Annotated in this window: 20 protein-coding genes; 11 read left to right on the top strand and 9 right to left on the bottom strand. The window is 71.2% G+C overall.

The features are described from left to right. The first annotated feature begins 301 nt into the window (after positions 1 to 301). The 9 genes from ngcE (at position 302) to K6I33_RS09780 (ending at position 12,407) form a co-directional block, all read left to right on the top strand. Positions 302 to 1,732, top strand: coding sequence for an N-acetylglucosamine/diacetylchitobiose ABC transporter substrate-binding protein (gene ngcE / locus K6I33_RS09820; RefSeq protein ID WP_229349971.1), 1,431 nt, complete (start codon positions 302 to 304; stop codon positions 1,730 to 1,732). A gap of 9 nt (positions 1,733 to 1,741) precedes the next feature. Next, positions 1,742 to 2,659 carry a carbohydrate ABC transporter permease gene (locus tag K6I33_RS09815; RefSeq protein ID WP_229349970.1) on the top strand — a complete coding sequence of 306 codons (918 nt, stop codon included), beginning with the start codon at positions 1,742 to 1,744 and terminating at the stop codon, positions 2,657 to 2,659. Beyond that, complete coding sequence (locus K6I33_RS09810; protein ID WP_374283947.1) at positions 2,656 to 3,585, top strand: carbohydrate ABC transporter permease; 930 nt, start codon at positions 2,656 to 2,658, stop codon at positions 3,583 to 3,585. Before K6I33_RS09815 ends, K6I33_RS09810 begins: the two co-directional genes overlap by 4 nt. A 204-nt stretch (positions 3,586 to 3,789) precedes the next feature. Next, positions 3,790 to 4,989, top strand: coding sequence for an ROK family transcriptional regulator (locus tag K6I33_RS09805; RefSeq protein ID WP_229349973.1), 1,200 nt, complete (start codon positions 3,790 to 3,792; stop codon positions 4,987 to 4,989). A gap of 223 nt (positions 4,990 to 5,212) precedes the next feature. Then, positions 5,213 to 6,319: a substrate-binding domain-containing protein gene (locus K6I33_RS09800; RefSeq protein ID WP_229349967.1), complete on the top strand. Its 1,107-nt coding sequence runs from the start codon at positions 5,213 to 5,215 to the stop codon at positions 6,317 to 6,319. Positions 6,320 to 6,323: 4 nt separating this feature from the next. Then, the gene (locus K6I33_RS09795; RefSeq protein WP_229349965.1) at positions 6,324 to 7,178 is read left to right on the top strand and encodes an ATP-binding cassette domain-containing protein; all 855 of its coding nucleotides are present in this window, start codon (positions 6,324 to 6,326) and stop codon (positions 7,176 to 7,178) included. Then, complete coding sequence (locus K6I33_RS09790) at positions 7,175 to 8,470, top strand: sugar ABC transporter permease (RefSeq protein ID WP_229349963.1); 1,296 nt, start codon at positions 7,175 to 7,177, stop codon at positions 8,468 to 8,470. The genes K6I33_RS09795 and K6I33_RS09790 overlap by 4 nt, the downstream gene beginning before the upstream one ends. Before the next feature lie 229 nt (positions 8,471 to 8,699). Next, on the top strand, positions 8,700 to 10,670 hold the full coding sequence (gene dxs, locus K6I33_RS09785; protein ID WP_229349961.1) for a 1-deoxy-D-xylulose-5-phosphate synthase: 1,971 nt from the start codon (positions 8,700 to 8,702) through the stop codon (positions 10,668 to 10,670). 210 nt (positions 10,671 to 10,880) lie between these two features. Further along, positions 10,881 to 12,407 (top strand): amino acid permease, encoded by a 1,527-nt coding sequence (locus K6I33_RS09780; RefSeq protein WP_229349959.1) that lies wholly within the window; start codon positions 10,881 to 10,883, stop codon positions 12,405 to 12,407. Between the two features lie 26 nt (positions 12,408 to 12,433). Here the strand turns inward: K6I33_RS09780 and K6I33_RS09775 are convergent, their stop codons facing one another. Further along, positions 12,434 to 12,886, bottom strand: coding sequence for an NTP pyrophosphohydrolase (locus tag K6I33_RS09775; protein ID WP_229349957.1), 453 nt, complete (start codon positions 12,884 to 12,886; stop codon positions 12,434 to 12,436). A gap of 104 nt (positions 12,887 to 12,990) precedes the next feature. On the opposite strand from K6I33_RS09775, the gene K6I33_RS09770 reads away from it, so the two are divergent. Further along, positions 12,991 to 14,007 carry a hypothetical protein gene (locus K6I33_RS09770; RefSeq protein WP_229349955.1) on the top strand — a complete coding sequence of 339 codons (1,017 nt, stop codon included), beginning with the start codon at positions 12,991 to 12,993 and terminating at the stop codon, positions 14,005 to 14,007. 78 nt (positions 14,008 to 14,085) lie between these two features. On the opposite strand, the gene K6I33_RS09765 is transcribed toward K6I33_RS09770, so the two are convergent. From K6I33_RS09765 to K6I33_RS09745, 5 genes are all read right to left on the bottom strand, one after another. Continuing rightward, positions 14,086 to 15,186, bottom strand: a complete 1,101-nt coding sequence (locus K6I33_RS09765) for a C40 family peptidase (protein WP_374283945.1) — start codon at positions 15,184 to 15,186, stop codon at positions 14,086 to 14,088. Between the two features lie 35 nt (positions 15,187 to 15,221). After that, complete coding sequence (locus tag K6I33_RS09760; RefSeq protein ID WP_229349951.1) at positions 15,222 to 15,704, bottom strand: poly-gamma-glutamate biosynthesis protein PgsC/CapC; 483 nt, start codon at positions 15,702 to 15,704, stop codon at positions 15,222 to 15,224. Next, positions 15,701 to 16,924 carry a poly-gamma-glutamate synthase PgsB gene (gene pgsB / locus K6I33_RS09755; RefSeq protein WP_229349949.1) on the bottom strand — a complete coding sequence of 408 codons (1,224 nt, stop codon included), beginning with the start codon at positions 16,922 to 16,924 and terminating at the stop codon, positions 15,701 to 15,703. The genes K6I33_RS09760 and pgsB overlap by 4 nt, the downstream gene beginning before the upstream one ends. A 3-nt stretch (positions 16,925 to 16,927) precedes the next feature. Continuing rightward, positions 16,928 to 19,189, bottom strand: coding sequence for a cache and HAMP domain-containing protein (locus K6I33_RS09750; RefSeq protein ID WP_229349946.1), 2,262 nt, complete (start codon positions 19,187 to 19,189; stop codon positions 16,928 to 16,930). A 178-nt stretch (positions 19,190 to 19,367) separates the two neighbouring features. Further along, positions 19,368 to 20,477, bottom strand: coding sequence for a CapA family protein (locus K6I33_RS09745; RefSeq protein WP_229349944.1), 1,110 nt, complete (start codon positions 20,475 to 20,477; stop codon positions 19,368 to 19,370). 54 nt (positions 20,478 to 20,531) lie between these two features. Here K6I33_RS09745 and K6I33_RS09740 point away from each other — a divergent pair, with 54 nt between their 5' ends. Beyond that, positions 20,532 to 21,527 carry a hypothetical protein gene (locus tag K6I33_RS09740; protein ID WP_229349942.1) on the top strand — a complete coding sequence of 332 codons (996 nt, stop codon included), beginning with the start codon at positions 20,532 to 20,534 and terminating at the stop codon, positions 21,525 to 21,527. Positions 21,528 to 21,591: 64 nt separating this feature from the next. Here the strand turns inward: K6I33_RS09740 and K6I33_RS09735 are convergent, their stop codons facing one another. The 3 genes from K6I33_RS09735 to K6I33_RS09725 all read right to left on the bottom strand — a co-directional run. Further along, a complete protein-coding gene (locus K6I33_RS09735) occupies positions 21,592 to 23,718 on the bottom strand; it encodes a 3-hydroxyacyl-CoA dehydrogenase NAD-binding domain-containing protein (RefSeq protein ID WP_229349940.1) in 2,127 nt (708 codons plus the stop codon). After that, positions 23,715 to 24,932: an acetyl-CoA C-acyltransferase gene (locus tag K6I33_RS09730; RefSeq protein ID WP_229349938.1), complete on the bottom strand. Its 1,218-nt coding sequence runs from the start codon at positions 24,930 to 24,932 to the stop codon at positions 23,715 to 23,717. The genes K6I33_RS09735 and K6I33_RS09730 overlap by 4 nt, the downstream gene beginning before the upstream one ends. Positions 24,933 to 25,146: 214 nt before the next feature. Continuing rightward, positions 25,147 to 25,755, bottom strand: a 609-nt coding sequence (locus K6I33_RS09725; protein ID WP_229349936.1) for an HRDC domain-containing protein, incomplete at its 5' end; no start/stop codon positions are given.

Here is a 25,755-nt window from a genome sequence, read left to right as displayed (position 1 = left end):
GTGCCGGGGGAATCCGGGGGACGGGCGGAGAGGTCTCAACTCGGGAAAGACTGATGGCCAAAGCCGCTTCCGATCTTGCCCAGTTGATCGGAGTGGACTATACCTGTCGAACAGTCCGGGCGGCCGTGGCCGCGACGGATCCGGGGGAGGGCGGCGGACGAGAGGCCGCGGGGGATTCTCCCCGGAGCGCACCCAGCACCAAGCTTCAACTGACCCGCGGTGTCGGGCCCTTCGGCGGTGGCGAATTCGCAAGGGGAGACCGGTGCACCGCCTGAGTCCTGGAGAAGGCGAGGACTTGAGCATGGGAACCACCCCGGAATTCGGCCGGCGCGACCTGATCAAACGAGCCGCGGCGATAGGCCTGATCGCGGTGCCCGCGATGAGCGTGCTGAGCGCCTGCGCCAGCGGCGACAGCGGTGACGGAAAGCAGGTCGACAAGGGCGAGAAGAGCGCCAGGAACCCGCTCGGGGTCAATGAGAACGCCGCCCTGGACGTGGTCATCTTCGACGGCGGTTTCGGCCAGCAGTACGCCAAGGACGCCGAGGCCGAATACGGGAAGGCCTTCCCCAAGGCCCAGGTGAAGCACTCCGCCACCCAGGAGATCCAGACCCAGCTCCAGCCCCGCTTCAACGGCGGCACCCCGCCGGACCTCATCGACAACTCCGGTGCCAAACAAATGGACATGGGCACCCTGGTCGCCAAGAAGCAGCTGACCGATCTCAACGCCCTGCTGGACGCGCCCTCCTACGACGACCCGTCGAAGAAGGTGCGCGACACCCTGCGCCCCGGCGTCGTGGAAATGGGGAAGTTCGACGGGAACGAGACCTGGGTCCTGTACTACGCCTACACGGTCTACGGCGTCTGGTACTCGAAGAAGAATCTGGCGAAGCTCGACGCGAAGTACCCCGAGACCTGGGACGAGATGCTCAAGGTCTGCGAGGCGGCGAAGAAGAAGGGCATCGCCGGCTGGACGTACGCGGGCAAGTACCCGTACTACCTGCCCTTCAGCCTCTACCCGTTCATCGCCAAGATCGGCGGTGTCGAGGTGCTGAGGAGAATCGACAACCTGGAGCCCAACGCCTGGAAGGACCCGGCCGTCAAGTCCGCCTTCGAGGCCTATTACGAGCTCTACAAGAAGGGCTACATCCTCCAGGGCACCCCGGGCCTGACCCATATCGAGTCGCAGACGGCGTGGAACGAGGGGAAGGCGCTGTTCCTCCCCAATGGCTCCTGGGTCGAGAACGAGTCCAAGAAGACCACGCCGGCCGATTTCCAGATGGCCGTCGGCGCGCCCTCCGGTCTCGACAAGAGCGACAAGCTTCCGTTCGGCACCCTGTGGGCCTCCGGCGGTGAGCCCTTCATCGTGCCGAAGAACGCCCGGAACCCGCAGGGCGGCATGGAACTGCTGCGCCTCATGCTCGGCAAGAAGTCCTCCCAGAACTTCATCAAGTCCGTCTCCTCGCTCACCTCCCTCAACGGCGGCACCGAGGGCCTGACCCTCCCGTCGGGCCTCGCCTCCTCCCAGGAGGCCCTCACCAAGGCCGGGAAGAACGTGGTCAACCCGCGTCTCGGCGACTGGTACGTGGCCCTCCAGAAGGAGAAGATCGGCGTGGGGGCGCTCGGCGAGATGATGGCCGGCAGGCTGACCCCCGACGAGGCCATCACCAAGATCCAGCGCTACGCCGACGAGACCGCCAAGGACGACTCCGTCAAGAAGTACCGGCACAAGTGAGCGGCGGCCATGCAGCACGGTAAGTACCGCTTCATCGCGGGATTCCTGATCCTGCCCCTGGCGCTCTACGGCATCTTCGTCATCTCGCCGTTCGTCCAGGCCATCTACTACTCCTTCACGGACTGGACCGGACTGAGCCCCGACTTCCGGATGACGGGGCTCAAGAACTACCAACGGCTATGGCACGACGACGTGTTCTGGAAGGCCGTCGGGCACAACGTCCTGCTGCTGCTCGTGCTGCCGGTGGTGACGCTCGGGCTCGGGCTGTTCTTCGCCTTCATGCTCAACGTCGGCGGCCGCCGCAGGAAGAACGCGGCGGTCGCCGGGGTGCGCGGCTCGGGCCTCTACAAGGTCGTCTACTTCTTTCCCCAGGTGCTGTCGATCGCCATCGTCGCCCTGCTGTTCCAGTTCGCCTACAACCCCAACAGCGGTGCCCTGAACTCCTTTCTGAGCGCCGTCGGCCTGGACTCCGTACGGCCGGAATGGCTGGGCGACCCCCGGCTCGCGCTGTGGTGCGTGACGGCGGTGATGGTGTGGAGCAACGTCGGCTTCTACGTGGTGCTGTTCTCGGCGGGCATGAGCGCCATTCCCCGGGACTTCTACGAGGCCGCCCTGCTCGACGGCGCCAATCGCGTCCAGACGTTCTTCCGGATCACGCTTCCGCTGCTCTGGGACACCGTGCAGACCGGCTGGGTCTACATGGGCATCATGGCGCTCGACTCGTTCGCCGTCGTACAGATCATGACCGTGGGCCCGGGCGGACCGGACTACTCCACGGAAGTGCTCTCCTTCTACCTCTACACCAAGGCGTTCCGCGACGGGCAGGCCGGATACGCCACGACGGTCGGTGTCGCCCTGCTCATCGTCACCATGATCTTCGCGGGCGTCGTGCTGAAGCTCGGCCGGCGCGAAAGGCTGGAGTACTGATGGCCGTGACGGCGGAACCCACCGGGGGCAGCGGCGCCGCGACACCGGGCGCCGGGAAGGCCGCCCGCTCCGGGACGCCCCGGCAGGGCATGGGCCGCGAGGGCGGCGTCCTCAACGTCTTCTCCCACGGCGTGCTCTTCATCTGGGGCCTGATGGTCACCCTGCCCCTGCTGTGGGCGGTGATGAGCGCCTTCAAGACCGACAGGGAGATCTTCACCTCGCCCTGGGCGCTGCCGAACGGGCTGCACTTCGACGCCTGGGGCCGGGCCTGGTCCCAGGCGCACATGAGCGAGTACTTCCTCAATTCCGTGATAGTCGTGGCCGGTTCGCTCACCGGCACCATGCTGCTCGGGTCGATGGCCGCCTATGTCCTGGCCCGCTTCGAATTCCCCGGCAACCGCTTCATCTACTTCCTCTTCGTCGGCGGGATGAGCTTCCCGATCATCCTGGCGCTCGTGCCGCTGTTCTTCGTGATGAAGAACATGCAGCTGCTCGACACCTACCACGGGCTGATCCTGGTCTACATCGCCTATTCGCTGCCGTTCACGATCTTCTTCCTCAGCGGCTTCTTCCGGACCCTGCCGACCTCCGTCGCCGAGGCGGCGCTGATCGACGGGGCCTCGCACACCCGGACCTTCTTCCAGGTGATGCTGCCCATGGCCAAGCCGGGCCTGATCAGCGTCGGCATCTTCAATTTCCTGGGCCAGTGGAACCAGTACCTCCTGCCCACGGTGCTCAACGTGGGGGACGACGACAAGAAGCTGCTGCCCCAGGGGCTGGTCGCCCTCGCGGTCAGCCAGGGGTACAAGGGGGACTGGTCGGGGCTCTTCGCGGGCCTGGTCATGGCGATGCTGCCGGTGCTGGCCGCGTACATCGTCTTCCAGCGGCAGGTCCAGGCGGGGCTGACGGCCGGAGCCCTCAAGTAGCCCACGGCTCCCTCCGGGCGGGGTGGCCGGAAATGGCCTCCCGGCCCGCCCGGCCCTTACGCTGTGGCGTCGGACCCTTGACGGGACGGAAGCCCGGCGGCTGAGCTTAGGGTTCATATGTTGTAGGGATGGCCGGGCTCCAGAGCCGTAGTCCGGCCTCGGGGCGGCGGTCGGGCCGGCCCGGTGAGGCGGGAGTGGATGGGCGTGGAGACTCCGGGGTCGCAGTCGTCGCTGCACCGGGCCAACCTGGAGCGGGTCGTACGCGCGGTGCGCATGGCGGGCTCGCTCACCCAGGCGGAGATCGCCCGGACCACGGGGCTGTCGGCCGCCACCGTCTCCAATATCGTCCGGGAGCTGAAGGACGGCGGGACGGTCGAGGTCACCCCCACCTCCTCCGGCGGCCGGCGCGCCCGCAGCGTCTCGCTCTCCGGTGACGCCGGGATCGTCGTGGGCGTGGACTTCGGCCATACCCACCTCCGGGTCGCCGTCGGCAACCTCGCCCACCGGGTGCTGGCCGAGGACGCCGAGCCGCTCGATGTGGACGCCTCCGCCGAGCAGGGGTTGCAGCGGGCCGAAGCCATGGTCAGGACCCTGATCACCAAGGCCGGGATCGATCCGCGCAAGATCGTCGGAGTGGGGCTGGGCGTCCCCGGCCCGATCGACGTGGAGTCCGGGGTGCTGGGCTCGACCGCGATCCTGCCCGGCTGGGCCGGCACCAACCCCCGCGACGACCTCGCCGCCCGCCTCGGCGTCCCCGTCCACGTCGACAACGACGCCAACCTCGGCGCCCTCGGCGAGCTGGTGTGGGGCGCGGGCCGGGGCGCCACGGACCTGGCGTACATCAAGGTCGCCAGCGGTGTGGGCGCGGGCCTGGTGATCAACGGGAAGATCTACCGGGGCCCGGGCGGCACCGCCGGCGAGATCGGCCACATCACCCTGGACGAGTCCGGGCCGGTCTGCCGCTGCGGCAACCGCGGCTGCCTGGAGACCTTCACCGCCGCCCGCTACATCCTGCCGCTGCTCCATTCGGCGCACGGCACCGATCTGACCGTGCCGCGCGTGGTGGAGCTCGCCCGCGAGGGCGACCCGGGCTGCCGCCGGGTGATCTCCGACGTCGGCCGGTACATCGGCAGCGGCGTGGCCAACCTCTGCAATCTCCTCAACCCCAGCCGGGTCGTCCTCGGCGGCGACCTCGCCGACTCGGGCGAGCTGGTGCTCGCGCCCATCCGCGAGTCCGTCTCGCGGTACGCGATCCCCAGCGCCGCCCGCCGGCTGGAGGTCGTGCCGGGGGCGCTGGGCGGCCGCTCCGAGGTGCTGGGCGCGCTGGCGCTCGTCCTCAGCGAGATGGGCGACTCGACCCTGCTGGACCCGGCCGGCCCGCCGAGTTCCGCGATACCGGCCTGACGGCCCTTCCGGATGCCGCGCGCGGGCCGTTTTCGGCGCTTTCGCGTACTCCGGAAAAGACACGCCGACGCCGCGATGCGTCACCTCTTGAGTTCACACAGATAACGAATGGCATCGTTGCCATCTCGTTAAGAATTTACTTCTTGACGCTCCTTTGGCGGCCGAGTTGACTTCCGCTCACCTCGGCCGCAACGGCGCGGCCTCGTCAGGGAGGTAACTGCAAGTGAACGCTCATCTGCGTCGCGCGACCGTGGCCTTGGCCGCCGTCTCGATGGCCGCCGGACTCGCGGCCTGCGGCAGTGCCAAGGAAGCGGGCGGCGGTACCGCGAAGAAGGACAAGAAGGGCCCGCTGACCATCGGTCTGCTGCTGCCGGAGAACCAGACCGCTCGCTACGAGCGGTTCGACCGGCCGCTGATCGAGAAGAAGCTGAAGGAACTCGCGGGCGCCGACACCGTCATCCTCTACGACAACGCCAAGCAGGACGCCTCCGTCCAGCAGCAGCAGGTCGACACGATGATCACCAAGAAGGTCGACGCGCTGATCGTCGACGCGGTGGACGCCAAGTCGATAGCGAGCTCGGTCAAGAAGGCCACCGACAAGGGAATCCCCGTCGTCGCCTACGACCGCCTCGCCGAAGGCCCGGTCAAGGCCTACACCTCCGTCGACAACGAACGCGTGGGAAAGATCCAGGGCGAATCCCTGCTCAAGGAGCTCGGCGACAACGCCGCAAAGGGCGAGATCGTGATGATGAACGGCGCGATCACCGACCCCAACGCCAAGATGTACAAGGACGGCGCCCATTCCGTGCTCGACGGAAAGGTCAGGATCGGAAAGGAGTACGACACCAAGGAGTGGAAGCCGGAGAACGCCAACGAGAACATGAAGGGCGCCATCTCCTCCCTCGGCAAGGACAACATCGTCGGCGTCTACTCCGCCAACGACGGCATGGCCGGCGGCATCATCACGGCCCTGCGCAGCGCCGGCTTCGACAAACTCCCGCCGGTCACCGGCCAGGACGCCGAGCTCTCGGCCGTCCAGCGGATCCTCGCGGACGAGCAGTTCATGAGCGTCTACAAGCCCTACAAGCCCGAGGCGGACGCGGCCGCCGAACTGGCCGTCGCCCTCGCCCGGGGCAAGGACCTCGGCACCGTCGCCAAGACCACCGTCGACAGCGGCACCACCAAGAAGATCCCCGCCGTCATCGTCACGCCCTTCGCGCTCACCAAGGCGGACATCGCGAAGTACGTCGGCCAGGAGGGCTTCTTCACCAAGGACGAGATCTGCACCGCCAAGTACCGGGCGCAGTGCGACGCGGCCGGGCTGAAGTGAGGGGATGACGCACATGTCCGCTCCGCCCGTGCTGGCGCTGCGAGGGATCTCCAAGCGCTTCGGGGCCGTCCAGGCGCTCACCGATGTGGAGCTGGAGATCCACGCCGGTGAGGTGGTCGCCCTCGTCGGCGACAACGGCGCCGGAAAGTCCACCCTGGTCAAGACCATCGCGGGCGTCGGCCCGGCCGACGACGGCGTCATCGAGTGGGAGGGCCGGCCCGTCACCGTGGACCGGCCGCACACCGCCCAGGAACTGGGCATCGCGACCGTCTACCAGGACCTCGCCCTCTGCGACAACCTCGACGTCGTCGGCAACCTCTTCCTCGGCCGGGAGATCGTCCGCGCCGGGGTGCTGGACGAGGTCGAGATGGAACGCCGCTCCCGGGAGCTCCTCGCCACCCTGTCCATCCGCATCCCCAGCGTCCGGATCCCCGTCGCCTCGCTCTCGGGCGGGCAGCGGCAGACCGTCGCCATCGCCCGCTCGCTGCTGGGCGAGCCCAAGGTCGTCATCCTCGACGAGCCCACCGCCGCCCTGGGCGTGGAGCAGACCGCCCAGGTCCTCGACCTGGTCGAGCGGCTGCGCGAACGCGGCCTGGGCGTGATCCTCATCAGCCACAACATGGCGGACGTGAAGGCCGTCGCCGACCGGGTCGCGGTGCTGCGCCTCGGCCGCAACAACGGCACCTTCGAGGTGCGGACGACCTCCCAGGAAGAGATCATCTCGGCCATCACCGGAGCGACCGACAACGCTGTCACGCGCCGCCGCGCCCGCTCGGCGGAGGCCGCCGGTGGCGACGGGCCCGAGAAGGCCGACCAGACGAAGAAGGCCGACCGGCCCGAGAAGGAGGCGGGAGCATGAGCACCAAGACGCCCACGCCGTCCCCCGAACCGGCCGCCGACGGCAACGGCCAGGCCCCCGCCCACGACGCCGTCCCCGCCGTCGACCCCCGGCTGCTGGTCCGCGAGGAGGGCTTCGCCGGTTACTGGAGCGAATTCCGCCGGAAGCTGCGCAGCGGCGAGCTGGGCTCGCTGCCCGTGGTGGTCGGGTTGATCATCATCGGCCTGGTCTTCCAGCTGCGGGATTCGGCCTTCCTGGGTGCCGAGAACCTCTCCAACCTGTTCGTCACCGCCGCGGGCACCGGCCTGATCGCGGTCGGCGTCGTCTTCGTGCTGATCCTCGGCGAGATCGATCTGTCGGTGGGCTCGGTCAGCGGCCTGGCCGCCGCCGTCCTCGCCGTGCTCAACGTCCACCGGGGCGTGCCCGAGTGGCTGGCGCTGGTGATCGCCCTGGCCACCGGGGCCCTCGCCGGGGTGCTGCACGGCTTCTTCTTCGCCCGGATCGGCGTGCCCGCCTTCGTCGTCACCCTGGCCGGCCTGCTCGGCTGGAACGGCCTGATGCTCCAGGTGCTCGGCTCCAACGGCACCATCAACCTCGACGACTCCGGGCTCGTCGCCGCCCTGACCAACCACTACTTCACCGACGTCTCCGCCGCCTACGGGCTGGCCACGCTCGGTGCGGCGGTGTTCTTCCTGGCCTCCTGGCGCGACAGCAAACGGCGCGAGGCGGCCGGTGTCCCCAGCCGCCCGCTCAGCGAGATCGCGCTGCGCACGGCCGTCCTCGCGGTGCCCGCCTATGTGGTGGCCTGGCTCCTCAACCAGTACAAGGGCCTGCCGCTGGCCCTGGTGATCTTCCTCGGGGTGGTGGTCGCGCTGGACTTCGTGCTGCGCCGCACCTCCTACGGGCGCAAGATCTTCGCCCTCGGCGGCAGCGTCGAGGCGGCCCGCAGGGCGGGCGTCAACGTCGCGGCGGTACGGATCTCGGTCTTCGCGCTCTCCGGCACGATGGCGGCGCTCGGCGGCATGTTCCTGGCCTCCCAGATCAACGCCGCCAACCAGTCCTCCGGCGCCGGCAGCCTGCTGATGAACGCCATCGCGGCGGCCGTCATCGGCGGCACCAGCCTCTTCGGCGGCCGGGGCTCGACCTGGTCGGCGCTGCTGGGCGTCCTGGTGATCCAGTCCATCGCCTCCGGCATGGCCCTGCTGGGCATCGCCTCGGCGGTCCAGTACATGATCACGGGCGCGGTGCTGCTGGCCGCCGTGGTGATCGACTCCCTCTCCCGCCGGACCCAGAAGACGGCCGGCCGGGTGTAGCGGGCGCCCGCGGGGGCCCATGGGCCCGGACCGGTGTGCGGCCGGTCCGGGCCCCTCGTCGTGCGCGTCCGCCCGGCCTTTCATATGGTGTGTGATCTCGCTCCGCCGAACGCGTGAGATAGCTCGCATCACCCGTTCACCGCCATTGCGGGCGGATCACGGGCGGAACATTAGACTCGACGGACCGGCGAGCTCGACCAGGCTCGACAGCTCGAACAAGGAGGCACGGGTGGCGCTGCTGACCCGCATCAGGGAACCGCGCGATCTGGACCGGCTCACCCCGGAGCAGCTCGACCGGCTGGCCGCGGAGATCCGCACCTTCCTCGTCGACGCCGTCTCCAAGACCGGCGGGCACCTCGGGCCCAACCTCGGCGTCGTCGAGCTCACCATCGCCATGCACCGGGTCTTCGACTCGCCCAAGGACAAGATCCTCTTCGACACGGGGCACCAGGCCTACGTCCACAAGCTGCTCACCGGCCGCCAGGACTTCTCGAAGCTGCGCGCCAAGGACGGCCTGTCCGGCTACCCCTCGCGCGCCGAGTCCGAGCACGACGTCATCGAGAACAGCCACGCCTCCACCGTCCTGGGCTGGGCCGACGGCCTGGCCAAGGCGAACCAGGTGCTGGGCAAGGACGACCACGTCGTCGCCGTCATCGGCGACGGCGCCCTCACCGGCGGCATGGCCTGGGAGGCGCTGAACAACATCGCCGTCGCCAAGGACCGCCCGCTCGTCATCGTCGTCAACGACAACGAGCGCTCCTACGAGCCCACCATCGGCGGCCTCGCCAACCACCTGGCCACCCTGCGCACCACCGACGGCTACGAGCGCTTCCTCGCCCGCGGCAAGGACATCCTCGAGCGCACCCCCGTGGTCGGCAAGCCCCTCTACGAGACGCTCCACGGCGCCAAGAAGGGCCTGAAGGACTTCATCGCCCCGCAGGGCATGTTCGAGGACCTCGGCCTGAAGTACGTCGGCCCGATCGACGGCCACGACATCGAGGCCCTGGAGTCCGCGCTCCAGCGCGCCAAGCGCTTCGGCGGCCCCGTCCTCGTGCACTGCCTCACCCAGAAGGGCCGCGGCTACAAGCACGCCGAGCAGAACGAGGCGGACCGCTTCCACGGCATCGGCGCCATCCACCCCGACACCGGCCTGCCCGTCTCCTCCGGCGGCGCCAGCTGGACCTCCGTCTTCGCCGACGAGATGGTCAAGCTGGGCCAGGAGCGCGAGGACATCGTCGCCATCACGGCCGCGATGATGCAGCCGGTCGGCCTCGGCAAGTTCGCCAAGGCCTTCCCCGAGCGCGTCTACGACGTCGGCATCGCCGAGCAGCACGCCGCCACCTCCGCGGCGGGCCTGGCCACCGGCGGTCTCCACCCGGTCTTCGCCGTCTACGCCACGTTCCTCAACCGCGCCTTCGACCAGGTGCTGATGGACGTCGCCCTGCACAGGTGCGGCGTCACCTTCGTCCTGGACCGGGCCGGCGTCACCGGCGACGACGGCGCCTCCCACAACGGCATGTGGGACATGTCGATCCTCCAGGTCGTGCCCGGCCTGCGGATCGCCGCCCCGCGCGACGCCGACCAGGTCCGCGCCCAGCTGCGCGAGGCCGTCGAGGTCAAGGACGCCCCCACCGTCGTCCGCTACTCCAAGGGCACCGTCGGCCCGGCCGTCGAGGCCGTCTGCCGCATCGGCGGCATGGACGTGCTGCGCCGCCCCGCCGACGCCACCGAGAAGCCGGACGTCCTCATCGTCTCCGTCGGCGCGCTCGCCCCGATGTGCCTGGAGATCGCCGACCTCCTCGACAAGCAGGGCATCTCCGCGACCGTCGTGGACCCGCGCTGGGTCAAGCCCGTCGACGAGGCCCTGCCGGGCCTGGCCGCCGAGCACCGCGTCGTCGTCACCGTCGAGGACAACGGCCGCGTCGGCGGCGTCGGCTCGGCCGTCGCGCAGGCGCTGCGCGACGCCGGGGTGGACCTGCCGCTGCGCGACTTCGGCATCCCGCCGCGCTTCCTCGACCACGCCTCCCGCAAGGAGGTCATGGCCGAGATCGGGCTCACCGCGCCCGACATCGCCCGCCAGGTCACCGGCCTCGTCGCCAAGCTCGACGGGCGTCTCGACGAGACCGTGGAGGCCGCCGAGGCGGTGAAGGCCGCCGGGGCCACCGGGGCGGGGGAGACCGCCGAGGCCGTCCGCGACTGACGGGTCCGACGGGACCGACGCCGTACCGAAGGGCCGGCCGCACCACCCGCACGGGTGGTCCGGTCGGCCCTTCCGCATGGATGCGTCTGCCCTCCATCGGGTGAATCCTGGGGGTGGGTGGCTGTGGCCGCCCGCGTCACACCCCGATCATCGCGGACACTCGCCCAGTTCGGGCAGGGCGAGCGACGCCGAGCAGGTGGAGGTGAGCCGATGAGCGCAGAGCGACCCGTCCGGAGCGACCGCGGCAGAAGCGGCATGTTCCGGACCAAGAGTGTGGAGCAGTCCATCCAGGACACCGAGGAGCCGGAACACACGCTCCGGAGGGACTTGTCCTCCCTCGACCTCACCGTGTTCGGCGTCGGTGTCGTCATCGGCACCGGCATCTTCGTCCTCACCGGAAAGGTCGCCAAGGAGAACGCCGGGCCCGCCGTGGCCCTCGCCTTCGTCCTCGCCGGTATCGTGTGCGGGCTCGCGGCGCTGTGCTACGCCGAGTTCGCCTCCACCGTGCCGGTGGCCGGGTCCGCGTACACCTTCTCGTACGCCACGCTCGGCGAGCTGCCCGCGTGGATCATCGGCTGGGACCTGATCCTGGAGCTGGCGCTGGGCTGCGCCGTGGTGGCCGTCGGCTGGTCCGGCTACATCCAGTCGCTGCTGGCCAACGCCGGCTGGCACCTGCCGGGGCCGCTGACCGGCGCCCATGACGGCACCTTCGGCTTCGACCTCCTCGCCGCCGTCCTCGTCCTGGTGCTGACGGCCATTCTGGTCGCCGGGATGAAGCTGTCCTCGCGGGTGACGGCGGTCGTGGTCGGCGTGAAGGTGACCGTGGTCCTCATCGTCATCGTCGTGGGCGCCTTCTTCATCAGCGGCTCCAACTACGAGCCCTTCATCCCGCCGTCCAAGGGCACCGAGGGCGGCAACGGGCTCGCCGCGCCACTGGTCCAGCTGATGTTCGGCTTCACCCCGTCCAACTTCGGCGTCATGGGCATCTTCTCGGCCGCCGCCGTGGTCTTCTTCGCCTTCATCGGCTTCGACATCGTGGCCACCGCCGCCGAGGAGACCCGCAACCCCCAGCGCGACCTGCCGCGCGGCATCCTCGGCTCCCTCGCCATCTGCACCGTGCTCTACGTGGCCGTGTCCATCGTCGTCACCGGCATGCAGAAGTACGACAAGCTCTCCACGAAGGCACCGCTCGCCGACGCCTTCAAGGACGCCGGGCACCCCTTCTGGGGCGGGCTGATCAGCTTCGGCGCCGCCGTCGGCCTCACCTCCGTCTGCATGATCCTGCTCCTCGGGCAGAGCCGGGTGTTCTTCGCCATGAGCCGTGACGGGCTCCTGCCCCGCTTCTTCTCGACCGTCCACCCGCGCTTCGGCACGCCCTACCGCTCCACGATCCTCCTCGGCGTCGTCGTCGCGGTCGTCGCGGGCTTCACCTCCATCGACGTCCTCGCCGAACTGGTCAACATCGGCACACTCTTCGCCTTCGTCGTCGTCGCGCTGGGCGTGGTCGTCCTGCGCCGCACCCGGCCCGACCTGCCGCGTGCCTTCCGCACCCCGTTCGTGCCCTTCGTCCCCGTGCTGTCGGTGGTCGCGTCGCTGTGGCTGATGCTCAACCTGCCGGCGGAGACATGGGTGCGGTTCGCCGTGTGGATGGTCATCGGCGTCGTCGTCTACTTCGTCTACGGGCGGAGGATGAGCCGGGTGAGCCAGGGGCAGCGCAGCCGCCCGCCCACCGTCTGAACCGGACCCGGACCCGGGGCCGCGGTCTACGGGCGCACCGCCCGCGGCCCCACCACCTCGGCGCCCAGCGCCCGTACCCGCTCGCGCAGCTCCCGGTCCGCCGTGACGACCACGCAGCGCCGTCCCGGCGCCCGCGCGGCGACCAGCTCCACGATCCGGTCGTCCCCGCTGCCTCCCCCAGCTACCGCTGGGAGGTGCCCCCAGGCCGCCTCGACGCCCACCCCGGGCACCGGCGCGATGCCGCGCGCCGCGCCCTCCACCACCAGCACGATCTCCGGAGGGGCCGGCGGGGGAGGCTCCACCGCCCCCGCCGGCAGCCCCTCCCGCGCGTATCCGGCCAGCAGGTCCCGCAGCCGCTCGGCCGCCCCGCGCCGGTCGCGCCACCAGCCGTCCGGCACCGAACCGACGACGTTGGCCGCGTCCACGACAAGAAGAGTGGAATCAGGGGTTTCGGGGGTTTCCGGGGCCCGTGCGGTCATGGCGACAGCTTCGCACGCACCGTCAGCGGGCGGAATCCGCAGTGTTAATGTCGAGGATCGACAAAATCGGTAAAGGCTTTCCAAGAGAGGCTGGTCAGCGAGTCATGGCAGTGCGCACGGCCACCACCACCGGCTGGTTGCTGCGGGGTAACGACGGCCGGCTGACGGCCTTCGCCCCGGTCTCGGGCGGTCTCCTCCGCTGGACCGAGGCCCGCCCCGGCGGCCCCGAATGGACGGGCCCCCAGCGGCTGGACGTGCCGGGGCTGGAGCCGTACCTCTCCATAGCCCAGAGCGCCGAGGGCTATGTGTACCTCGCCGGGCTCCGCCGCCGCCCCCACGACGACGGCCGGGCCGAGACCGACGTGGTCTACGCCACCCAGTTCCAGCCGGGCCGCGCCATGACGCAGTGGCGGTCCATCGGCACGCCCCACGGCACCGACTGGGAGAAGGCCGGGCGCATCGGCTTCCCCGTGGCCGCCGTCGACGGCGTCGGCCTCCACCTCTACTTCCGCAACGCCGGCCGCGGCGTCAGCGGACGCCGCCAGGACGCCCGGGGCATCTGGGGCCCCTGGCTGGACCTCGCGGGCAACAAGGTCGCCGAGTCGGGCTCCGCGGCCGTCTCCGCCGACGGGTACGTCGAGCTCGTCGCGCCCGCGCCGGACCATGTCCTGCGGTGGCGTCAGGAGGAGGCCGGGGGGCCGCTGAAGCGGATGCCCGACACGGCGGTGAAGTCCTTGCCGGGTTCCTTCTCGTCCGCCTCGGCCGGTTCCGGCGGGGGCCTCGCCCACTACTGGCGCACGGAAGGGGACTCCGTCCTCCACGTGCAGCGCGCGGACGAGTCGCGGGCCCTGCCGTCGCTGGGGGGCGACGCGAGCGGGCCGGTGGCCGTGCTGGGCGATGTGCTGGCCCAGCGGTCGGACGAGGGCCGGGTCGTCGTAGCGGTGGGCGAGGACGGGTCGTGGTCCGACACGGGACAGGAGTGCGTGGGCGCTCCGGCGCTGGCGCGCGATGCGGAGGGACGTGTCGTCGTCGCCGCGGTCGGCCCCGACGGGGGGCTGTGGGTCGCGCGGCAGCGCGGGGCCGGCACGGGGCTTGAGCTCGGGCCCTGGGTGCGGGCCTAGTTCTCTGGCCCCAGCCCCGCCCTTTCACCGTTTCCCGGGGGCTCCGCCCCCGGACCCCCCGTCCGGCGCTTGAGGACATTACAAACGCGTCGCGCTGCGCAGCCCCGTCGCGTAGAAGCCGTTGCCGTCGAGGCGGGCCGTGCCGCCCTTGTCGCCGAAGGTGGGGCCGTTGGCCTCCTCGCGGCTGGAGATGAAGCGGGGCTTGCCGTCGGTGTCGAGGCCCAGGTAGATGCCGACGTGGTCGAGGCGTTCGCCGGTGCGCTTGTCGATGTCGAAGAAGACCAGGTCGCCCGGCTGGAGCTTGTCGATGGCCGCCGGGCGCTTGCCCGTCAGCTCCAGCACCGGCACGCCCGGGGCGAGGCGGGCCATGCCGTTGGCCGTGCGCGGCAGGCCGTCGCCCTTGATGTCCTTGCCCAGCAGGGGGTAGCGGGCGCGGTAGCCGAAGACCGTGCGGACGAAGCCGGAGCAGTCCATCGCGCGGAAGCGCTGCGTCTCGGGCTTCTCCACCGTGCCGTCGCGGAAGGTGTAGGGGATGCCCAGGTAGTCGTAGAAGTCGGACTGTTCCAGGCGCAGGTCCCCGGCCTCGGAGCCGTTGGGGTTCAGCGGGCCGAACTGGGCGTCGCCCGCGTACGGGATGCCGTGGGCGTCCTTCTTCTGCGGGGCGCCGTCGAGGTACTCCATGGAGAACGCGAAGATGTCCGGCTCCTGGCTGCCGAGCTGGCTGGCGAACCACTCCTTGAACCAGGGGGCCTTCTCCGCGCCCTCCCGCCACTTCTCCGGCAGCAGCCGTACCCAGCTGTCGCTGGTGACCTTCGCCGAGGTGTAGGTGGGCTCGGTGAAGGTCCGGCTGGGGCCGGTGAGCACGGCGGTGCGGGCGCTGTCGGTGAAGGTGGCGAGCACCGAGCCGTCGGCGGAGCGCACGACCGTGCGGGCCGGGGAGGCGAGGCGTTCGAAGCGGCGCTCGCCCGGGGCGGTGGTCTTGCCGGCGGCCTTGCTCGCCGGGCCGCCGATGGTGCGTACCGGCGGGGCGGGGTCGTCCTGCCGGTCGCGCAGCTCCACCGTGAGGTAGGCGCTGGTGCCGAGCAGCCCCAGGAGGACCAGGGCGTGCAGGGCGCGCTTGCCGTTCGGGCCGCCGCCCTTGCGGCGGGTGCCGCGCTTCCGTTCCGTTTTCCGGGACATGGCTGCCTTGCTGGACATGAACGTGTGCTCCGTGGTCAGACGGTGGGCATGAAGCCGAGCAGGATCCCGGCGGTCAGGACGACGTAGTTGGCGAGCGACACCGTCGCGGTCGCCAGCAGGGTCGCGCCGCGCGGCTGGCGGACCAGCTGATAGGCGATCAGGCCGGGGACGATGAAGCCCAGGGTCTGGTTCGCGTACATCAGGGGGAACTGCTGCTGGAGGATGATGTGGAGCGTCGCCTGGAGCACCACGCCGGTCAGCACGACGGCGGCGAAGAGCCGCTTGCCGTAGAGGATGACGTGGCGCTGGAGCAGCAGTGTGCCCAGATAGGTCAGGACGGTGATGCCGATGACCATCGCGGCGCGCTGGAGGTCCTCGACCAGGGTGAGGGCCAGCCAGCCGGGGGTGATCATGCCGCCGGGGGAGAGGTTGGTGGTGAGGTAGCAGACCAGCGAGAACAGCAGCCCCAGCGCGATCCCGATGGCGGCGATCTCCGGAGTGAGGACGGCGGGGATCAACGGAAGTCTCCTGTGTACTGCGGCTGCGGTTGCGAGGGGTCGTCGGTGGGGAGTTCGGCCAGGCGTTCCAGCAGCAGTTCGCCCTGGCCGTGGATGTTGCCGATGGCGATGAGCGAGGCGCCGGGGCCGAGCCGGCCCAGGATCTCCCGCTCCAGCTCGGCCGGGTCGCGGCGGTCGCCGCCCAGGTCGACGATCCGCGAGCGCCAATCGGCGGGGATCGCGTCGGCGGCGCTCTTCGTGGGGTGGCCGATCAGGAAGACCGACTCCGGGGCGAGCCGGGGGATCAGCTCGCCCATCTGGCCGTTGCGCTCGACGCGGTCGGGACGGCAGTTGATCAGTACGTGCAGGGGGCGGTCGACGGCGCCGAGGCCGAGCAGCTGCTCGACGTTCATCAGCGTCGACTCGGGGTCGTTGGCCGCGAAGACGTTGGCGAAGCGGAACGGCACGCCCTCGGGTGTGCGGTAACGCTCCACGGACAGCACACCGGGGTCCGGCGGCGCGTCGTACATGCCACGCAGGGCGGTGGCCCGGTCGACGCCGAGGAGCTCGGCGACGGCGAGCGCGATGGCCACGTTCTCCTTGAACGTGAACCAGCTGAAGCCGCGCAGCTCCTCGTCGGTGACCGTCTCCGGGTCCACGGCGATCAGCCGGCAGTCGCGCTTGGCGGCCTCCTCGCGCAGGATGTGCAGCCGGTCGCGCTCGGCGGTGACGCAGATGCCGCCCACCGGCATGGACCGGCTCAGGGAGCGGGCCACGTCGTCGAGGGTCGGGCCCATCTCGGCGAGGTGGTCCTCGCGGACGTTGCACAGCACACCGATGGTGGAGCGGATCAGCTTGGTCTGGTTGACCTCCTGCAGGGCCGGCATCACGGCCATGCACTCGATGACCAGGGCGTGCGGGCGGTAGGCGGCGGCCCGGCGCACGATGCCGATCTGCTCGACGACGTTGGCGATGCCGAACTTGCGGTAGACGGGCTCCTCGGTGGCGTCCGGGTGGATGAAGCGGGCCGCGGTGCCGGTGGTCTTGGCGACCGTGACCAGCCCGCCGCCGCGCAGCGCGCCCGCGCACAGCCGGGTGATGGAGCTCTTCCCCCGGATGCCGTTGATCAGCACCCGGGTGGGGATCATGTCGAGGTTGGTGAAGTGCCGGCGCTGCTCGATCACGCCCGCGACCAGGAGGACCGCACAGCAGATCACCAGGACCGTGTAGAGGAAGAGCACGCGTCAGGTCCTTCCGGAGGGGCGCGCCAGCTGCTGCCGGATCAGTTCGAGGTTGCGGACGACCGCGCCCGTCTCGTCGTGGTGCTGCGGGAACAGGACCGTCCTGCGGTCGCCGCCGGCCAGCGCCTCCGCCTGGTCGGCGAGCCTGCGCAGCGGGCGGATCACGATGATGTGCAGCCAGCCCAGGCAGGCCACGGCGGCGGTCACGCCGAGGAGCCCGGCGAGCATGGTGCGCCGCTGGGCGCGGTACTCGGGCAGCTCCAGCCAGGATGTCGGCTGGGAGCTGACGACCTGCCAGCCGAGGTCCTTGACCGCCCCGCCGCCGGTGAAGGGGGCGGCGGCCGCGATGTCGGAGCTGCCCTCGCCGCGGTGGAGGACGGCGGTGCCGGAGGTCTTGCCGGGGTGCTTCGCGGCGGTGACCGCGAGGTCGTCGAGGTGGCCCGAGGGCAGCTTGGTGAAGGCCCGGAAGCCGTGGGCGCGGTCGGCGGCGACGATCCGGTGGGCCTTGTCGATCAGCCAGACCTGGCCGAGGCCGGGCCGGGTGACCATCGAGACGAGGAACTGCGGGTCGTACTCGCCGACCACCGCGCGGCCCTTGCCGCCGGGCACGGCCGCGTAGGCGGCGATCTGCGGCTCCTTGCCGGAGGTGTTGAGCTGGACGACGGAGTCCTCGCGCGCCGCCTTGCCGGCCGGGTGGTGCGGGGCGGCGCCGGCGTGCGCGAGGACCTTGCCCGCGCCGTCGACGACATAGACCGCGCGGTAGCGGCCGTGCTCGCGCAGGGTCTTGTCGAGGACGGCCCGGTCGGCGGCCTCCGACGCCTCGCGGTCGTCCGCGCCGATGACCTGGGCCACCGAGGCGACGTCGGCCCAGCCTTCGTTGAGGGCCTTGCGCACCCGGTCGGAGGCGGTGTCGGTACGGCGGCGCTGGTCCTCCACCAGCTGCTGGGGCACGGTCACACCGCCGCCCGCGCGGTTGACGAGCAGCAGCAGCGGCGCGGCCCAGGCGAGCAGGACCACGGCGCACACGATCACGGAGCCGCGGGTGCCGAAGCCGCCGCGCGCCCGGCCGGTGCGGGTGGGCCGTCCGCCGAGCAGCTGGCGGCGCAGACTCTCCAGGGCGGCGCCGACCCGGGCCGGCTCCCGGCCCCTGAAGCGGCGGACGGGCCGGTCCAGCTCGCCCCGGGCGAGCCGGCGGCTCTCCAGGTACAGCTGGAGCAGCGGCCGCTGGACGGTGGTCAGCAGCACCCAGCCCACGATCAGGGCGAGGACGAGCAGGACGCCGGCGGCGACGAGGCCGAAGGCCTGGGTGCGCACGGCGGACGGGTCCTCGGTGACCTCGACGGAGGTGACCACCGACAGGCCGAGGCCGCCCGCGGGGCTCGTCTCGCCGGGGGCGCGCCCGGCGGCCGCGTAGCCCACGGCCATCCGGGTGTCGCCGCGCCCGGTGCCCATGAGGCGGCCGCTCGCGCCGGGGTGGCCGCCGGGCTCGGGGGTCTTCGTGGACTCGGCGGCGGCCTTCTTGCGGGCGCTCTTCGCCCAGGCCTTGCGGGCGACGGACGGGCCGTCGCTGGCCAGGACCGTGCCGGCGGAGTCGACGACCAGCAGCGAGCGGTCCTCGCCGGAGGAGATGCCGGGGACGTTGAGGGTGCCGGAGGCGACGAGCAGCCGGGGCCGTTCGCCGCGCAGGGCGGCCACGACGAGCATCCGGGTCTCGCCGGAGGGCAGCCGCACCAGCTGCGGGCCGAGCGGGGCGGTGCCCCCGGCCCCGGCGTCACCGGCCTTGGGGTCCTGGGGGTCCTTGGAGTCCTTGACGCTCTTCGTGCCCGGCTGACCGGCCTTGTCGCCGAGGACGGTCGCCAGGGGGATGTTCTCGCCGCGCGCGGCGAGAAGGGTGCCGCTGCCCGGGTCGACGACGGCGGTGCCGCGCCACTTGCCGTAGACCCTGCCGAGCTGGTCCATGAGGGCGTCCGGGGCGCCCGCCCTGTCACCGCTGAACTGGGCGGCGGCGCGCTGGATGTCGGTGACGCTCTCGTCGAGGGAGGCCCGCAGCGACAGGGCGCCGTCCTCGGCCACATGCTGCTGGGAGGTCAGCACGGCCTCGTCGACGAGGGCCCGGTCGCGGTCGCCGAGCACCAGGGCTGTTGTGCCCGCGACCGCCAGCAGCAGCGCCAGCAGGGCGGCGATCGGCGGGCGGGCGCCGCCCAGCAGGGGCATGTCGGCGCGGCGGCGCGCCTTGCGCCGACGGGAGCCGCGCGAAGCGGACAACGGTGTTCCTCTCGGTGGCGAGCACGCGGGGCATGCGCGCCGGAACCGGGAGGTCCTGGTCCTACTGTCTGCCGCACTGCGTTTTTGGAGCGTGAATCGTGCCGGATTCTAGGCAGACTTCAAAGAATTGACCAAGTCGATTGTGCGTACATGATCAACTTTGTCCTTTTCGCTGTGCCTATTCCGTGATGGTCAGCGGACGCAGACCGTCCTTCTCCGCGCCCCGGTTGAGCACCGTGCCCCGGGTCCGCTCGAAGGCCGTCCGGTAGCGCGAGCGCTGCTGTGCCGTCAGTCCCTCGCCCTTCAGTGCCGCCCCCAGGTCCACCAGCCGGATCGCGGGCTCGAGCTCCACCATGGTCGGGACGAACCGGGCGTCGGACACCGACCACGCGCCCTTCCGCTTGGTGAAGGAGAACCAGCCCAGCACCCCCTCCTCGGTGACGCCCAGCGGCTGCGCGTGCCGGGCCACCTGATTGCCCAGACCGTAGGCGAACCAGGTGCTCCCCACCTTCTCGAAGGGCTGCACCACATGCGCGTGATGGCCGACGACCAGGTCGATGCCGGTCTCCTCGGCGATCCGCTCGGCCAGCCGCGCCTGCGTCCTGCTCACCTCGGCCCGCCCCTCGCGCCCCCAGTGGAGGCTCGCGAAGACCACCTCGGCACCCGCCGCCCGCGCCCGCTTCTCGTCCTCCGCCATCCGCCGCACATCGGTGACGTTGACCAGCCACGGCTTGTCCTTCGGCACGGTCGTGTCGTTGAGCCCGTAGGTGTAGGACAGCTGCGCCACCTTCACCCCCTTGACGTCGAGGACGAGGGGCGTGGCGGCCTCCCGCGCGTCGCGCGCCGACCCGGTGTGCCGCAGCCCGGCCGCGTCGAGGGTGTCCAGCGTCCGCCGTACGCCCTCGGGGCCGTGGTCGAGGGTGTGATTGGAGGCCGTCGAGCAGGTGTCGTAGCCGAGGTCCTTGAGGGTGGTGGCGATCTGCGGCGGCACGCTGAACTTCCGGTAGCCGAGGAAGGGCCCCTTCGGCTCGGCCATGGCGGTCTCCATGTGGCACACCGCGAGGTCCGCCTTGGCGACGACCGGCTTGATCCCGGCCATGACGGCGCCGAAGTCGGGCCCCGGCCGGCCCGCGGCCTCGGCGTCCTTGACGGCCTGTGCCGTGATCTCCGGGTGGATGAGCACATCGCCGCCCGCGGCCAGCGTGAACGACGCCTCCACCCCGCCCGGTTCCGCGCGGGCGTACAGATAGCCCGCCGTCGAGCCTCCGGCGAGGAGCGTCAGGACCATGGCGAGCAGAATACGGCGACGGAGCAAGCGTTTCACCGGGGTATTTTTACCGCCATGAGGCTCAAGCCCGAAATCTCCCCGCCCTTGGTGTCCGTGCTGCTCGGCGCGTTGACGCTGACGGCGCTCACCGGGCTGACGGGCTGCGCCGAGCCCACCGGGCGCGCCCGCCCGGGCGCCTCCGCCCCGGACGCCGGGGCACCGGACCCGGCGGGCACGGTCGACCTGGGCGCCCGGATCACGGGCTTCACCGACGGCATCACCCAGAACGGGCACTACCGCGTCCCCGCCGGGGGCGACCGGCGGGCTGTCGCCGGCGGCGTCCGCCTCCTCCTCGGCGGCGACCGCGCCGCCGCCGAACGGTCGCTGGCCGGGGCCGGCTACACCCTGCGCGTCCTCGCCGACCGCCAGGGCGGCCGCCGCTACGCCGAGATCGCCGACGCCACACGGGAGGGCGAGACCACCCGGGGCTGGGGCCGCGTCTACGTCGACCTCCACGGCCCGGCGCGCTGGTCCGTACAGGTGCCGCACCCCAGCGCCGACCAGCGCACGGAACAACTCGGCATCGGTTTGCTGCGTGGCGCGCCGGGCGGGGTGCTGATTCTCGCCGGCGCGCATCGCAACGCGGCCGATTCCGCCGACGAGGGCGCCGCGGACGTCGCCCACCGCGCGGACTCCGTCTTCGCCGCGGTCGCCGCCGTGCTCGCCGACCGGCGGCTGCCCGCCGTCCAGGTGCACGGCTTCGCCGACGCCAGCCTTCCGGAGCACGACGTGGTCGTCTCGCCCGGCAAGGGCGACGCCGGGCTGCCGGCGGCGGGTCGCCTCGCGGCCGCGCTGGGCCGAGAGGAGCTGAGGGTGTGCGAGGTGTGGCGGCGCTACTGCGGCCGCCTCGAAGGCCGGACGAACGTCGAGGGCGACCACGCGGACGCGGTACGGGTGCCGTTCCTCCACGTCGAGCACAGCCGGACGGTACGGATGGACGACGGGCTTCTCGCGAAGGCGGTCCGGGCGCTGACGGAGGTCGTCCGGCGGTGGAGCGCTGGGCGCGGCTGAAGCGCGCGAAACGCGGACGGGGGTCCGGGGCACAAGCCCCGGACCCCCGTCGCGGCATCCGCGGCTACGCGGGAACGCTCGCCACGCCCTGCGGCAGGAAGCGGCGGCCGATGACGCGCTCGGAGACGCCCTCACGGTCCAGGTACGGCGTGACGCCGCCCAGGTGGAAGGGCCAGCCGGCGCCGGTGATCAGGCACAGGTCGATGTCCTGCGCCTCGGCGACGACACCCTCGTCCAGCATCAGGCCGATCTCCTGGGCGATGGCCTCCAGGACGCGCGCCCGGACCTGCTCCTCCGTCAGGACGGAGTCGCCCTGCACCAGAAGGGCGGCGACCTCCGGGTCCAGCTCCGGCTTGCCGGAGTCGTACACGTAGAAGCCGCGCTTGCCGGCCTTGACCACGGCGGCCAGGTTCGGCGAGACCTTGAAGCGGTCGGGGAAGGCGGCGGCCAGCGTCTCGGAGACGTGGAGACCGATCGCCGGGCCGACCAGCTCCAGCAGCACCAGCGGCGACATCGGCAGACCGAGCGGCTCGACGGCCTTCTCGGCCACCGCGACCGGCGTGCCCTCGTCGATGACGTTCTGGATCTCGCCCATGAAGCGGACCAGGATGCGGTTGACGACGAACGCCGGGGCGTCCTTCACCAGCACCGCCGTCTTCTTCAGCTTCTTGGCGACACCGAACGCCGTGGCCAGCGCCGCGTCGTCGGTCCGCTCGCCGCGCACGATCTCCAGCAGCGGAAGGATCGCGACCGGGTTGAAGAAGTGGAAGCCGACGACCCGCTCGGGGTGCTTCAGCTTCGACGCCATCTCGGTGACCGAGAGGGAGGAGGTGTTGGTGGCGAGGATGGCGTGCGCCGGCACGACCGCCTCGAGCTCCGCGAACACCTGCTGCTTGACGCCCATCTCCTCGAAGACGGCCTCGATGACGAAGTCCGCGTCGCCGAAGGCGGCGGCCTTGTCCAGCGAGCCGGTGACCGAGGCCTTCAGGCGGTTCGCCTTGTCCTGGTTGATGCGGCCCTTGAGCAGCAGCTTGTCGATCTCGTCGTGGACGTACTTCACGCCCTTGTCCACGCGCTCCTGGTCGATGTCGGTCAGCACGACCGGCACCTCCAGGCGGCGGAGGAACAGCAGCGCCAGCTGGGACGCCATCAGACCGGCGCCCACGACACCGACCTTGTTCACCGGGCGCGCGAGCGACCTGTCCGGCGCGCCGGCCGGGCGCTTGCCGCGCTTCTGCACCAGGTTGAAGGCGTAGATGCCGCTGCGCAGCTCGCCGCCCATGATCAGGTCCGCGAGGGCCTGGTCCTCGGCGTCGAAGCCCTGGCGCAGGTCGCCGTTCTTGGCGGCGGCCATGATGTCCAGCGCCCGGTAGGCGGCCGGGGCGGCGCCGTGCACCTTGGAGTCGGCGAAGGTCCGGCCGCGCTCGATGGCCTGGTCCCAGGCCTCGCCGCGGTCGACCTCGGCGCGGACGACCTCGGTCTCGCCCTTCAGCACGGAGGCGGTCCACAGGAGCGACTGCTCCAGGAAGTCCGCGCCGTCGAAGAGGGCGTCCGCGATGCCCAGGTCGAAGACCTGCTTGCCGCGCAGCTGCTTGTTCTGGTTCAGCGAGTTCTCGATGATCACCGAGACCGCGCGGTCCGCGCCGATGAGGTTCGGCAGCAGGGCGCAGCCGCCCCAGCCGGGCACCAGGCCGAGGAAGACCTCGGGGAGCGAGAAGGCCGGGATGGCCTTGGAGACCGTGCGGTAGGTGCAGTGCAGACCGACCTCGACGCCGCCGCCCATCGCGGCGCCGTTGTAGTACGCGAAGGTCGGGACCGCCAGCGACGACAGCCGCTTGAAGACGTCGTGGCCGCCCTTGCCGATGGCCAGGGCCTCCTCGTGCTTCTTCAGCAGCTCGACGCCCTTGAGGTCGGCGCCCACGGCGAAGATGAACGGCTTGCCGGTGATACCGACGCCGGTGATCGTGCCGTCCTTCGCCTCCGCCTCGACCTGGTCGATCGCCGCGTCGAGGTTGGCGAGGGACTGCGGGCCGAAGGTGGTCGGCTTGGTGTGGTCCAGGCCGTTGTCCAGCGTGATGAGCGCGAAGCGCCCGGCGCCGGGCAGGTCGAGGTGGCGCACGTGCGCCTGGGTCACGACCTCGTCGGGGAACAGCTCGGCCGCACCCTTCAGCAGCTCAGCGGTGTTGCTCACTTGTCCCCCTCGAAGTGCGGGTTCTCCCAGATGACCGTTCCGCCCATGCCGAAGCCCACGCACATCGACGTGATGCCGTAGCGGACGTGCGGCTGCTCCTCGAACTGCCGGGCCAGCTGCGTCATCAGCCGGACGCCGGAGGAGGCCAGCGGGTGACCGAAGGCGATGGCGCCGCCGTACTGGTTGACGCGCGGGTCGTCGTCCGCGATGCCGTAGTGGTCCAGGAGCGAGAGCACCTGGACGGCGAAGGCCTCGTTGATCTCGAACAGGCCGATGTCGCCGATCGTCAGACCGGCCTTGGCCAGCGCCTTCTCGGTCGCCGGGACCGGGCCGATGCCCATGACCTCGGGCTCCACACCGGCGAAGGCGTAGGAGACCAGGCGCATCTTGACCGGCAGGCCCAGCTCGCGGGCCACGTCCTCGGCGGCGATCAGCGAGGCGGTGGCGCCGTCGTTGAGACCGGCCGCGTTGCCCGCGGTGACCCGGCCGTGCGGACGGAACGGCGTCTTGAGGCCCGCCAGGTTCTCCAGCGTGGTGCCCGGGCGCATCGGCTCGTCGGCGGTGGCCAGGCCCCAGCCGGTCTCCCCGCCCTCGGGCGAGGTGCGGCGGACGGAGATCGGCACCAGGTCGGCCTGGATCTTGCCGTCGGCGTACGCCTTGGCGGCCTTCTCCTGGCTGCGCACCGCGTACTCGTCGGCGCGCCGCTTGGTGATGTGCGGCAGGCGGTCGTGGAGGTTCTCCGCCGTCATGCCCATGAAGAGGGCCGACTCGTCGACCAGCTTCTCCGACACGAAGCGGGGGTTGGGGTCGACGCCCTCGCCCATGGGGTGACGGCCCATGTGCTCGACGCCGCCGGCGAGGGCGATGTCGTAGGCACCGAGGGCGACACCGCCGGAGACCGAGGTCACGGCGGTCATCGCGCCGGCGCACATACGGTCGATGGAGTAGCCGGGCACGGACTGCGGGAGGCCCGCGAGGATGCCGGCGGTACGGCCGAGCGTCAGCCCCTGGTCGCCGATCTGCGTGGTCGCGGCGATGGCGACCTCGTCGATCCGGGCGGGGTCGAGGTCCGGGTTGCGGCGCAGCAGCTCCCGGATGCACTTGACGACCAGGTCGTCGGCGCGGGTCTCGTGGTAGATGCCCTTCGGGCCCGCCTTGCCGAACGGGGTGCGGACGCCGTCGACGAAGACGACGTCCCTAGCGGTACGAGGCACGTTGGCTCTCCTCCAGGTGCGGATCGCTGCGCGCGGGCATGCCGAGACGGCTCCGCCGCGGTGCGGGCTGACACCCGTCATGCTACTTGCGGGTAACCATGCTGCCCAGACCCCTGGGCGGGAGCGGCGAAGGTCACATTCCGTGTGCCTTTTTGTCCTCAAACGCCGGACGGGCTGGATAAATCCAGCCCGTCCGGCGTTTGAGGACAATGTTTTAGGCCGACGCCTCCGTCAGCGCCTTCACCAGCGCCGACGACACCTGCTCCACCTGCCAGGCGCGTGCGCCGTGGGCCGTGAGGGCCTCGGCGACGGTGTCCAGGGTGGGGTGCCTCGGCGGCTCCCAGCACAGCCGGCGCACCGTGTCCGGGGTGATCAGGTTCTCCTGGGGCATGGTGAGCCGCTCGGCGATCTCGGACACCGCGGCGCGCGCCGCGGCCAGCCGGGCCGCGGCCAGCGGGTCCTTGTCCGCCCAGGCGCGCGGCGGGGGCGGGCCGGTCAGCGGCTGGCCGGGCTGCGGGAGCTCCACGTCCGGGATGGCCTTGGCCCGGTCGATCGCGGACTGCCACTGCTCCAGCTGCTTGCGGCTCATCCGGTGCCCGAAGCCGGGCAGCGCGGCGAGCGCGTGGGTGTTGGGCGGGATGTTGAGCGCGGCCTCGATGATCGCGCCGTCGCCGAGCACCTTGCCGGGCGAGACGTCGCGCCGCTGGGCCACGGTGTCGCGCGCGGTCCACAGCTCGCGCACCACGGCCATCTGCCGGCGGCGGCGGACCTTGTGCATCCCGGACGTGCGCCGCCAGGGGTCCTTGCGCGGCGGCGGGGGCGG

The sequence above is a fragment of the Streptomyces sp. UNOB3_S3 genome (assembly GCF_020740895.1).
Lineage (GTDB): Bacteria > Actinomycetota > Actinomycetes > Streptomycetales > Streptomycetaceae > Streptomyces.
Note: the sequence above shows the minus strand (reverse complement) of the source record. Positions and strands in the feature narration are given on the sequence as shown.